Genomic DNA, 12118 nt, shown 5'->3' on the forward strand with positions numbered 1-12118 from the left:
GGCCGATCCGACCTCTTTCTTCCGTCCCCTGTCACAAGCGAGTCAATTTCCAGACAACACTGGCAGCGATCCATCGATAATAGAACGTCGTGGTACCACACTGACCTACACCACGGAGTCCATCGATGACGCTTCCTCGCCGCCAACTGCCCAATGAAGTCGTCTCCCTTGTCCGTCACACCCACCAACACGAGCACACGCTCACCCCGTGCGACACGACCAACGAAATCATCGCGTATCAGATGGCCTGCGCCGCAACGGAGCACAACCAGAGCGTCCACACGGTCGTAGCGATGTGCGATCACATCCACACCATCGTCCACGACCACAACGCTGTCCGAAGCGACTTCATGCGCGACCTCAACGCCGGCATTGCCCGCGCCATGAATCACTCACGGGGAACTCGCGGCGGTTTCTGGGACCGCACCCCCTTCAACGAGGTGCTCCTGCTCAACCTCAACGCCATTGAGCAGCAGATCGTCTACACCTGCCTCAATCCCGTCGCTACCGGCGAGGTTGACTCCCTCGACGCATGGCCCGGATTCGTCATTCGCCCCCGAGACTGGGGCAAACCCATGCGTGTCCCAAAACCAGAGTGCTTCTACGGCGATGACCGACCCGACGTCGTCGAGTTCATCCCTCAACCACCTCCCGGCTACGAGAAACTCTCGCTCGAAGAGGTGATTGAGCACTTTGAGAACCTGATCGAAGAAGGCCGGCAAACATTGCTGGCCGCGAGGCCTGCCGCTCAGCCCAAACCCAACATGTTCGTCCCTCCGGCTCCCCAGGAAGATCCCAGAACGCCTGTACTGCGCAAGCGAACTCGTCCGCGCTTTGCAGCCGGTGACCCGGCACTTATCGCGCAAGCCAGAGAGCAATATCGAAGCTTTTTAGAGGTGTACCGCCGCCAACGTAAGAAGTGGCTTAACGGGGCCAAACCTCGACGTTGCACCTTTCCTGCCGGGACGGTCTGGCTGCGCAAAAACTCTCCCGTGCTCTGTGCGCCTCCCCCGGCAGTCTCACTGGGTGTCTTTCTCCCCCGCTCAGCAGCGGAACCGCCGGTGGCAGCCTGATCGCCAGAAATCTGAGTTTCCGACGACAGTCTGATAACTGGCATCGCTCTTCAAAAGCGAACACACGCTCACAACGCCCCCCCCCAATATGCGAGCCTGTGATTACGCGCTCAACCTGGCACAACGATCGCCACGTTTCAGACGCGTGAAAGATAACGGCCCCGGTATCCCCGAGGATATCCAACTCCGACGATCCGAGCCTTTTTCACACGCGAGCTGATCAGCAGGCCGCCCGTCTCGGGCTGACCTCCAAGGCGTTGTGGCATTGAGCGTCGGGGCACCGTCGACGATGGCACCTCTCTGGTGTCCCCCATCCCCAGCCGAGCCAGGCATGCCCTGGCGCACTTCAACGGGCCATTTCACGGCACGATATCTCAGCCTGGCTCGACCGACGGTTATCCAACAACCTACGGTCATTCTTCCTGGCTCGACCTACGGTTATCCAACAACCTACGGTTATCCAACAACCTACGGTTATTCCGCGACCCACGGTCATTCTGCAACCGCGACCCACGGTCATTCTGCAACCCACGATCAAACACACACCGCGGTCATTTTCCCCTACATCAACCCGGATCACACACGCCATCGCAAAACCGCTCTACCCTCCCGCTCTCTAAAAACTCCCCGACCTGCGCCCGATACGACTCCAGCAGACGCACATCGTTATGCACGTCATTCTCCTCGGCAGCCACGTTGCCGGGAGGATGCGCCTCTACCCCCAAATCGTAGATCTCATACCCCACACGCACATCTCCCTCGACAAGCGACGACGCCTCCACCCGAGGCACTTCCCAGACTTCCTCCACCCCTGGCAGCACCTGGGGCACTCCTGCCGCACCGGCCACCCAACGTGAGACCATATTGGCCACCTGGGAATCATGCAGCGCCTCCACCACCAGCAACTCCGGCCTGGCATCCATCCCCTCAAGACGCTCCTCGAGCAATAGCTCGGCGTAATTCAACGAATCCACCGGATCGAAGATCTGCTGCAACATCGAGACCCCCAGCTGCAACTCCGCCCGGTTGCGATAGCGTCGCGTAAAAAGTCCTCCCAACGTCGGCCACTGCGCAGCCCGTTGCAGCATATGCGACCATCCCCCGCCGGGCACAATCAACGCCCCCCGCTTGAACGCTGGCGATGTACTCATCATCACAAAACCCTGCGTACCCCCGTTACTGATCCCCATATAGGAGATCGCGTCGCCGTCCAGCGGCTGATACGCCCCCTCCCCGAAATCAACCTCCAGCTCGGCCGCCAGATGATCACGGAGCATGTTATGCACCACCGTAAAGTTCGCCTGCGACTGACGCTGCAAGTCAATCACCCCGACCAATCCCTGCAACGAATCCGCTGCGAGCACCCCGGCGGTATCTGCCAGATCGGCCTCCGCAAACCCGTAAAAACGCGTCGTCACCGCTGCCATCTCCCACTGCTCAAGCCCCCCGAAGAGATTTCCCCAGGTTGATTCTTCAATCGCGCTGAAAAACCCGTGGCCAAAAAGCACCACCGGACGCCGTCGATCGACGCTGCGCGGCACCGTCACTAAAAACTCCACAAAGCGCCGCTCGACCACCTGCGGCGTCCCCGCCTCATCGAGCACAACCCGATCCTCCCCATCGAGGAACCAGGGCACCTCCACCTCTCCGTAAACCAGAGCCCGATCCTCTTCATACACAACATCTTCCAGGCGGTAGTTCGAGGCGTCCGCCTCGTTCGCGATACGCTGCATCGCGATGAGAGCCGAGACGACTTCATCGCGATCCCTCACCCGGAAACTCCACGCCTGCACAAGCCCCTCCACATCCTCCCCCATCAGCCCCAGCGCCGCCCGCATGGCATCGGCACCACGCACAACCCAGGCCTCCTCGGCCTCATCGGCAGGCTCCCCGCCCACTACGCGTGCCAGCGCCTCCGAGCTCCCATGCTCCACACATGCCTCCGAGCCCTCATCGTCCACACACGCATATGTTCGTAACCCGCGCCGAAGCCCCACCACCACCTGCGCACCAGCCGGGAAAGGCCGATGCGGCCGAATCAAGAGCGTCGCCTCGCCGGGCTCCCTTGCGGTCAAATCCATCTCAGCCAGCACCGGCCAGCGCCGTGGTTCTTGCCCCTCTTCCACAACAACCACCTGCACCAGACTCTCCTCGCCAAGCGTCGCCCCCCAGTCATCAGCGTCCGGCAAACCCCGCGGATCGATCCCTCCCTCCAACCAGGTCACCATCGGGGCAACTCGACTCGCTCCGCTTCCTCCGAGGAGCTCCCCGTCAAACCCCGCCGGAATCAACGCCTGGGCCACGCGCACCTCAACGCCATCCTCACCCGCCTCCTGGTACTGAGCCGCCGGCCAGGGCAACAACACATGCCCCCCCTGCCCCATCGCATTGGCCATCGCAGAGGGATCTTCGACGACCTCGCCAGTATCACCAGCGTCCCCGCCATCGGCGACATCCCCCGCATCCTCCCCGACCTCCACATCGACGGGCTCCAAAGGCTCATCCCCCCGGCATCCCGACAACGCCAGCATCAACCCCAATCCGCTGTAAATCTTTGAAAATCGTCCCATCGCTCCACTCCCAAATCTTTCAGCAGCGCGATCCGATCATCGATTCACGCCGACATACCAACCACTTAGCACTACTCCAAGCCCGACCCACTAACGACCGTCGACAGTTGGAGTCCCTCTTGCGAACCCGGCGACTTCCAGCCAGAGTTCAAGAGGTCGTGAACGCCACATCCTTTGCTCCTATCTCACCACCGGACACGCCATGAGTCCAGCCCGCTCCCTCGACGCCCCCGAAAAACCTCGCCTCCGCGGCCACATCCACTACGCATCGGCCTTCGCCGCCCTCGGCGCCGGCATCATGCTCGTACTCTTCGCCTCAAGCCCCCAGGCGCGCCTGGCCACGGCCATCTACGCCACAAGCCTGGTCAACCTTCTGGCCACAAGCGCCACCTACCACATCATCAACTGGCCCCCGAAAGCGCGCGCCCACATGCGCAAACTCGACCACGCCGCCATCTTTATCCTCATCGCCGGCACCTTCACCCCCATCTGTCTGCTGGCCATGAGCGCCGCCGGCGGCAAAGCCCTGCTCATCCTCGTATGGTCGGGCGCCGTCCTGGGCACCCTCAAAGAATTTCTGTGGCCACGCGCCCCCAAGTTCATCACTGCCCTGATCTGCGTCCTGCTCGGCTGGACCAGCGTCCCGGCCGTCCCCCGCATCTACGCCGACTACGGCTTAACGACGGTCCTTCTGATGCTCGGCGGTGGCGTCGCCTTCACGCTCGGCGCCCTTGCCTACGCCCTTAAACGCCCCAACCCCGCCCCGGCCACCTTCGGCTACCACGAGGTCTTCCACACCCTGGTCGTCATCGCCGCCGCCATGCATTTTGCCATGGTCACTATCGTTGCGACCTGACCCATGGTCACTCGAGCACCCCACTAAAAAACCACCTCGTGCGCCCCACGGTCACGTAAGCACCCCGTAGATGTTGCTTCACAACCAACCCTCGGTCATCGTCGCGCCCCCTCATAAACACACGACTTCGACCGACCCACGGTCACCTTTTCTACCGCCCCACGCTCACCCGAACACCGCGCAACGACTGCCCCACAACCAACCCTCGGTCATCGCTGCGCACCCTCATAAACCCACGACTTCGACCGACCCACGGTCACCGAAACACCAACCCACGGTCACCGCAACACCGCATAAATACTGCCCCACGACCAACCCTCGGTCGCCGCTTCACCAGAGCAGCCCCCCCCCCTTTCATCCTCCCTTAACACATCTTCATCTCCCCGAATTTGACGATCCCCTCGACGAATCCTACCCTTCTGTCGGCCCGCAAAACAGCTCTTCCGACCACGCCGCTGATAGACGTGGTCCCCCTTTGTTGCTGATTTCCCTGTTTGCCCGATGAGGACACGCATGATGTTGGCTCCGCGGACCCCACTCGCCATTGCTCTGACCCTCGCCACCCTCAGCGCCACTGCTTGCGGCACCGACCCCTACATCTCTCCCTACACTGAACCCCTTCCCGAAGACGCCAACGAAGAAGATGCCGCGCTGGCCTCTCCGGAGCTCACCAGGGAGGGACACGTCATCCTGGGCGATACCCGTTATCGCTCCGTGGCCGACTTCCACCAATCCGATGAGTTCCGCAACAGCGGCCGCCGCTGCGCCACCGCCCACGATGTCAGCGCGGCACAACTTCCGCTGAGCAACCGCTCGGCAGCCTCGTGCGGTTATAACTACACCTCCATAAACCCCCTCTACGCCCCCGACGAGATCCTTGAGATCCCGGTGGTCTTCCACGTCATCCAGCGCACTGACGGCACCGGCTATATATCCGACGCTCTGATCCGAAGCCAGATCGACGTCCTCAACGAAGACTTCCGCGCGCTGCCAGCCACCCCGGGCCGCAACGGCGTCGACGCCCGCATCCAGTTTATGCTTGCCAGCCAGGCCCCCGACGGAAGCGCCACCAACGGCATCAACTACCACACCAACAACTCCTGGTTTGTCGACCCGGGCTACGGCGTCACCCCGATGAAAGCCGCCCTGGCCTGGGACCCGGATCGCTACCTCAACATCTACACCAACGACGCCAGCGGCGCTCTCGGCTACGCCACCTTCCCCCAGACCTCGGCTGGCGACGGCGAAGATGGCGTCGTACTCGCCTGGAACGTCGTGGGCCGCAATGCCCCCCAGGCCGGTATGTTCAACCAGGGGCGCACCGCCACCCACGAGGTCGGCCACTACCTGGGCCTCTTCCACACCTTCCAGGACGGCTGCGGGAGCGCCTCCAGCCCCTACTCCACCGGCGACCTCATCGCCGACACGGTCGCCCACCGCGGCCCCGACTACGAATGTCAGGTCCGCTCCAGCAGCTGCGGAGGCGGCACCAACCCCATCCGCAACTTCATGAATTATACCCCCGACAGCTGCATGACCGGCTTCTCCGAAGAGCAGGTCAACCGTATGCGCTGCTCGCTCATCAACTTCCGCAATGGACTCTTCACCACCGTCGGCAACACCCCGGCACTTCCCCCCGATGCCGACTTCACCGGCAACGTCAACGGGCTCACCGTCTCCTTCTCCGATCAAAGCTCGGCGGGCGACTCCGCCATCACCTCCTGGCTGTGGAACTTCGGCGACGGGCAGTCCTCCAACCAGTCCTCCCCCACCCACACCTACGCCACCGCTGGCCAGTACACCGTCACACTCACCGTCACCGACACCGATGGCGACACCAACTCCGCCTCGGCCACCGTCACAGTCAGCGTCTCCAACCAGCCCCAACCCTCAGACGCCCTGATCGACGGAGAACCCCGCACCAACGTAAGCGGCGCCGCCGGCTCCCAACGCTTCTATTACATCGACGTCCCCGAGGGCACCGAAAACCTCCGCATCGAATCGGCCTCCGGCTCCGGCGACGCCGACCTCTACCTGCGCTTTGGCAGCCGCCCCACCGAGTCGACCTACGACTGCCGGCCCTATGAATCCGGCAACAATGAAGTCTGCTCCATCAACACCCCACAGGCCGGCCGCTGGTATATTATGCTCAACGCCTACCAACCCTACCAGGGCCTCACCCTTAGCGCGGAACTGACCGAAGGGGCTGTCCAGCGCCCCTCGCCCCAGCCCACCGTCGCCGAACTCACCGACCTCTCCGCCGGCTCCGGCCAGCAGCTCCGATACACCATCGCTCTCCCCCAGGGACTGCACTCAGCCACCTTCGAAACCATCGGTGAAAACGGCGACGCCGACCTCTACCTGCGCCTCGGTCAGGCTCCCACCACATCCACATTCGACTACCGCCCCTTCCGCTACGGCAGTAACGAATCGATCACCCTCGAAAACCCGCAAAGCGGCGAGTGGCATATCCTGATCAACGCTTACGAGGGCTTTAGCGGTCTCACACTGCGTGTAACCTACGAATAATCCCGCGCTATCGCCTCACACACCGAGAGCCACTTCCCCGGGAAGTGGCTCTTCCTCATTTCTTGCCCGCTGAAACACCCGCCGCTCAACCTTAGATGAACCCTCCTCAAAACGACCCACGGTCACATCTCAACCGCATCATTCCTCGGCCTCCATCAACCCACGGTCACACATCAACTGCATAGTTCCTTGGCCTCCATCAACCCACGGTCACATCTCAACCGCATAATTCCTCGGCCTCCATCAACCCATGGTCACATCTCAACCGCATAATTCCTCGGCCTCCATCAACCCACGGTCACACATCAACCGCATAATTCCTCGGCCTCCATCAACCCACGGTCACACATCAACCGCATAATTCCTCGGCCTCCATCAACCCTGGGTCGGCCTCCACGGCATCAATAGCCACATTCTCAAATCCCTCCGATCACCTCCCCCTCTCGGTCACCTCCCCCTCCTCCCCGCCCCAAGCATCTCTTTTTGCGTTACAACACCTTACGCCTGCTCCTCTTGAGATCTCCCGAAACTTCCGCCACCATCGTCACCAGACTTTTCGTCTCACAACTCGCCGATTTCCCAACCTGATCGATGAACGGGCAGGAGCCATGTATGTTGAACTCTCGCGCTCTCCTTACCTTATGCGCGGTGCTCTCACTCACCCTCATCCCCCTGGGATGCTCCGATGACGTGACCGACACCGACACCGACATCCCCGCAGACTCCGGAGACCCGAACGACTCTGGAAACCCGAACGACTCCGGAACCCCCGACGCCACCCCCGATGACTCCGGAACCCCTGACGCCGACGCCGATGACTCCGGAAACCCTGACGCCGACACCGGTCCCACCAATCCGACCGAACCCGTCGAGGATCCCGATCGCTTTGCCTGTGCTGGCGAGTACCAGCTGATCTGCGACGAGGTCTGCACCAGCCCCAAGGTCGACCCGGATAACTGCGGCGGATGCGGCAACGTCTGCGGCGAAAACGAAGCCTGCTCCGGCGGCTTCTGCATGCAAGAGTGCCGCCCCGGCGAAAACATCTGCGATCGCGCCTGCGTCGACTTCCAGACCGATAACAACAACTGCGGCGGATGCGGTATCGCATGCGGCGAAGGCGAAGGCTGCGTCGAAAGCGCCTGCGTCCCCGCCCTCACCTTTGACGAGCCCGACTTCTGTGCTGGTGGAGGCCCCCCGATCCGCTTCGATGAAGTTGACGGTGATCTCTGCGCCGGCGACGTCGCCGAAGAGACCTTCCGCTGGGCCATGTGCACCTGCAGCGACTCCCGCTTCACCGCCGGCCTGACCACCGACGCCTTCGACAGCCGCGAAGGTCCCTACCTGCCCGGCTCCCTGGGCGGAAGCGTCGGCTCCAACGGCGACTTCAACACCAACAGCTTCGTCGACATCGGCGGCTCGGTCTGGTTGGGCCCCAACGGCTCCATGGGCTTTAACGCCGCCCAAAACACCATCCGCGGCGAGCTGCACGTAGGCGGACCGGACGCCACCAGCTCCGCGCTCACCACCGTCAACGAAGACGCCTTCATCGCCCGCTCGATCGGGGGCTCCATCGCCATCGAAAAGCGCCTGACCATCCCCCAATCCGGCATCATCGGCGGCGGCGTCTCCTACAACGATCTCGTCCGCGCGCCCGTCTCGGTCCCCGACCCCTGTGGCTGCGCCGAAGATGAGCGCGTGCCGGTCGAAGCGCTGGTCGCCCAACGCTCCACCTTCAATGACAACGACGTCATCGGCCTGCAGCCCAACGCGCTGATGGGCAGCAATTACAACCGCCTGGAGCTCCCCTGCGGTCAGTACTACCTCGACGGCATCAGCGTCGGCGGTGAGCTGGTCATCCACGCCACCGGACGCACCGCGCTCTTCATCGGCGGCGATGTCGACGCCGGCCGCCTGGTGATCAAAGCCGCCCCCGACGCCGAACTCGACGTCTTTATCGACGGCGCCATCAACGCCAGCGGCATGGAGCTGGGCTCGGCCAACTACCCGGCCAACACCCGCTTCTACATCAGCGGAGAGCGTCTCCAGATCACCAGCGATGTGCTCGTCGGCGGCTTCATCTACGCCTACCCGGGCCGCATCCAGATCGTCGACAACGTCGAGATCTTCGGGGGCCTCTTCGCCAACGAGATTCAGATCACCGCGCCGGTTGCCATCCACTATGACCGCCAGGTCCAGCGCTCCGGCGATGTTTGCGAGATCCCCGTCGTAGATCCCGACCCTGATCCCGATCCTGCCGACCCTAACCCGGATGCCGGTGACACCGATCCCGACCCCGACGCCGGTGATACCGATCCCAACCCGGATGCCGGTGATACCGATCCCGAGCCCGAGCCGGTCTGCTCCAGCCTTGATGAGGCCTGCTCCTCCAGCGGCGACTGCTGCGCCCCGCTGAGCTGCGAAGAAGGCTTCTGCGGAACCGCCTCCTGTCGCACTACCACCCAGCCCTGCGTCTACAACAGTGACTGCTGCAGCGGCATGTGCGCTCGTTCCGGCGACAGCGGCATCTGTATCGTCGGTTAACCCCTACCGCACGCCATACACACACCGCCTTCACCACGAGCCGGGCTCCCTCAGGGAGCCCGGCTCGTGGCGTTTTGCGTCCACAGATTACCTCACCCCCGGATAACCCACGGTCGTCTCTCGACCGCATAAAACCTCGTCCTTCCGCAACCCCGGGTCAGCCTCAGACATCACACGCCACAGGCTCAAGATACCCCACAGTCATTTCTCACCAGACGCCCCATCATCACCGCTCGATCGACACACATCCCTACGTCCTGCCCCAACGACCAAAAATCACCTCCCGACTGCATAGCCCCTGAACATCGCCCAACCCGCGGTCGTGCATCCCCCCCTCCAACTCCCCGGCAACAAAAAACCCACGTCCAATTCTAGACGTGGGTTCAGCTTCAAACCATCTGCACTTTAGTTATGAGATATCTCAAAGGCGGTTGCCATTTGCTGTCAACGTGAGCATCCCGCCGGGTCCCGAGAGCGTCGCATTCATCGCAAACACATTGCCCACGACCGTGCCATTCCCCTGGGCAGTTACCGTATATGCATTGCCGTTACGATCGGTCATGGGCAAACTCTGAGAGTCGATCGTAAATGTTGTATCACCCTGAACCGTCGCCCGAATATTGCGAAGATCATCCACCGAAATCAGCAAGTCCGCCGTTGTTCCCGCCGTCACAATAATGTTGGACGTGAAGGTTTGAGACCCCGAACCACTCAGCGTCGCCGACCCCTGATAGGTTCCGACGAAATGATCGGTATCAGGCTCACCTAACTCGCCACATCCCGACATGCACACACATACCGCCATCATAAACAGCACATAAAAATGCCCCTGCCTCACATCCATACGCATAACTTTCCCCACTTAAAGTTGCGCCGACCGCACAGCAGCGGCTGACATGGTTAACCCACATTGGTTTTGCGATGCCTTAGAGTTAGCGAAGTGAGCCGGCGACGTCAACACGCACCGCGGCGACCTCTCAGCCCACCGTCATCACACAACAGCCAACCAACGGTCTTCCTATGGCTCACATCGGCCCCTTGACCGCACGAAGCCATAACGTCGTGAGCCCATGTTGACGCCGAAGGCTACGAAGCCGAGAGCGTCTCGGGCATGGCGAGAAACAAAAGGCGATGCTCTCGCATCGTCGAGACGTTGCAACGCACTCCGCTGTGTTTTTGATGCAGCAGACATGACGTCAACGCTGGCTCACGGCTTGATACCAGCCCTCAGCCATGCGAGTCCCACGCGCGTTGACCCCCCAGCTCGACCACCGCGCCCCCTCCCTCGCCCTCTCGACCTCCCCCGCCAGCATGCTACATTGGCGCTCCGACCCCACGCGCTCCTTTTGTCTTCGCATGTCGGGCTCGCTGCCTTCGCCTTCCCCTGACTCGCCACGATGATGCCAAACATGCCCTCTCCTCGCCCACGCGCCGCCCTCCTGGCATTGCTCGCCAGCATCGGCCTGCTCTCCTCCTGCGAGCGCAAGGGCATCGACTCCACCGACGCGCCCCCACGCCCCGCCACCTCCCTCTTTCTGATGTCCGCGGAGCACGCCTGCGCGCTCGGCTCCGACGGAAAGGTCTGGTGCGCCGGTGCCAACGCCGCCGGGCAACTCGGCGACAACACCCACACGACGCGCGGCGAGCTCCAACCGGTCGAAGGCCTCCAGAACGCCGCCGGCGTCGCTCTCTCCCCCGTCCACAACAGCTGCGCCTGGGACACCGAGGGCGCTCTGTGGTGCTGGGGCGGCAACGAAAGTGGCCTGCTCGGCGCGACCACCGACGCCGACAACAGCCCGATGCCCGTACGCATCGCCGACCTTCCCCCGGTCACGGCCGCCGCGCTCGGCGCCTACCACGCCTGCGCCCTGAGCGCCGACGGCCGGGTCTTCTGCTGGGGCGAAAACCGTCGTGGACAGCTCGGACGGGGCTCCGCCTCCTCACCCGACCCCACCCCACAACCGGTTGAACTCAACAAAAAAGCCATCGCCCTGACCGCCGGCCTTGAGCACACCTGCGCGCTCACCGAGACCGGTGACGTCTTCTGCTGGGGTCATAATCGCCACGGTGCCCTGGGCACCAGCACCGAAGGCGACATCGCCCCGGCCCCTCTTCAACTGAAACTCTCCGAGCCCGCTCACGCCATCGCCGCCGCCGGCTACCACACCTGCACCGTAACTGGCCCGGAGCGCACCCTGACCTGCTGGGGCGACAACTCCTTCGGCCAGCTCGGCCTGGGCGACCGCCTTCCCCGCGCCGAGCCCACCCCCATCCCCGGCGCCCTGGCACTCGCGGAGCTCGCCACATCCGGGGCAGCAATCTGCTTCCGAACCATCGACGCCACGGTCTTCTGCGCCGGCGGTCCGCCCGACGCCCCCGCAGACACTGCAACCCGCTTCAACGCCACTCCTCTCCTCTCCCGAACCCGAGCCATGCACGGCGCAATGGGCGGCATCTGCGGCATCCAGGACGACCACCAGATCGCCTGCCGCAAACTCGAGAATGCCACCGACTAAAACACCTCATGCTGCCCCCCTTCGGGCAACCGT

Annotated in this window: 7 protein-coding genes; 5 read left to right on the plus strand and 2 right to left on the minus strand. The window is 62.8% G+C overall.

What is annotated here, in order from left to right; translation table 11 throughout:
• The first annotated feature begins 125 nt into the window (after positions 1–125).
• Positions 126–1073, plus strand: a complete 948-nt coding sequence (locus EA187_RS07070; protein ID WP_127779758.1) for a hypothetical protein — start codon at positions 126–128, stop codon at positions 1071–1073.
• Between the two features lie 566 nt (positions 1074–1639).
• On the opposite strand, the gene EA187_RS07075 is transcribed toward EA187_RS07070, so the two are convergent.
• Positions 1640–3643, minus strand: coding sequence for a hypothetical protein (locus EA187_RS07075; protein WP_127779760.1), 2004 nt, complete (start codon positions 3641–3643; stop codon positions 1640–1642).
• A gap of 202 nt (positions 3644–3845) precedes the next feature.
• Here EA187_RS07075 and trhA point away from each other — a divergent pair, with 202 nt between their 5' ends.
• The 3 genes from trhA to EA187_RS07090 all read left to right on the plus strand — a co-directional run bounded on the left by trhA (position 3846) and on the right by EA187_RS07090 (position 9569).
• Positions 3846–4499, plus strand: a complete 654-nt coding sequence (gene trhA, locus EA187_RS07080; RefSeq protein WP_127779761.1) for a PAQR family membrane homeostasis protein TrhA — start codon at positions 3846–3848, stop codon at positions 4497–4499.
• Positions 4500–5012: 513 nt separating this feature from the next.
• Positions 5013–7028: a pre-peptidase C-terminal domain-containing protein gene (locus EA187_RS07085; protein ID WP_164856078.1), complete on the plus strand. Its 2016-nt coding sequence runs from the start codon at positions 5013–5015 to the stop codon at positions 7026–7028.
• A 612-nt stretch (positions 7029–7640) separates the two neighbouring features.
• Positions 7641–9569, plus strand: a complete 1929-nt coding sequence (locus tag EA187_RS07090; RefSeq protein WP_127779765.1) for a DUF7305 domain-containing protein — start codon at positions 7641–7643, stop codon at positions 9567–9569.
• Positions 9570–9990: 421 nt separating this feature from the next.
• Here EA187_RS07090 and EA187_RS07095 read toward each other — a convergent pair whose 3' ends face one another.
• Positions 9991–10419: a hypothetical protein gene (locus EA187_RS07095; protein ID WP_127779767.1), complete on the minus strand. Its 429-nt coding sequence runs from the start codon at positions 10417–10419 to the stop codon at positions 9991–9993.
• Positions 10420–10978: 559 nt separating this feature from the next.
• On the opposite strand from EA187_RS07095, the gene EA187_RS07100 reads away from it, so the two are divergent.
• Positions 10979–12085 (plus strand): RCC1 domain-containing protein, encoded by a 1107-nt coding sequence (locus EA187_RS07100; protein ID WP_164856079.1) that lies wholly within the window; start codon positions 10979–10981, stop codon positions 12083–12085.
• The last annotated feature ends 33 nt before the right edge of the window (positions 12086–12118 follow it).

The sequence above is a fragment of the Lujinxingia sediminis genome (assembly GCF_004005565.1).
Taxonomy (GTDB): Bacteria; Myxococcota_A; Bradymonadia; order Bradymonadales; family Bradymonadaceae; genus Lujinxingia; species Lujinxingia sediminis.

Coding starts and splice junctions, on each gene's coding strand:
- EA187_RS07070 (WP_127779758.1), top strand. CDS start 126: ATGACGCTTCCTCGCCGCCAACTGCCCAATGAAGTCGTCTCCCTTGTC.
- EA187_RS07075 (WP_127779760.1), bottom strand. CDS start 3,643: ATGGGACGATTTTCAAAGATTTACAGCGGATTGGGGTTGATGCTGGCG.
- trhA (WP_127779761.1), top strand. CDS start 3,846: ATGAGTCCAGCCCGCTCCCTCGACGCCCCCGAAAAACCTCGCCTCCGC.
- EA187_RS07085 (WP_164856078.1), top strand. CDS start 5,013: ATGATGTTGGCTCCGCGGACCCCACTCGCCATTGCTCTGACCCTCGCC.
- EA187_RS07090 (WP_127779765.1), top strand. CDS start 7,641: ATGTTGAACTCTCGCGCTCTCCTTACCTTATGCGCGGTGCTCTCACTC.
- EA187_RS07095 (WP_127779767.1), bottom strand. CDS start 10,419: ATGCGTATGGATGTGAGGCAGGGGCATTTTTATGTGCTGTTTATGATG.
- EA187_RS07100 (WP_164856079.1), top strand. CDS start 10,979: ATGCCCTCTCCTCGCCCACGCGCCGCCCTCCTGGCATTGCTCGCCAGC.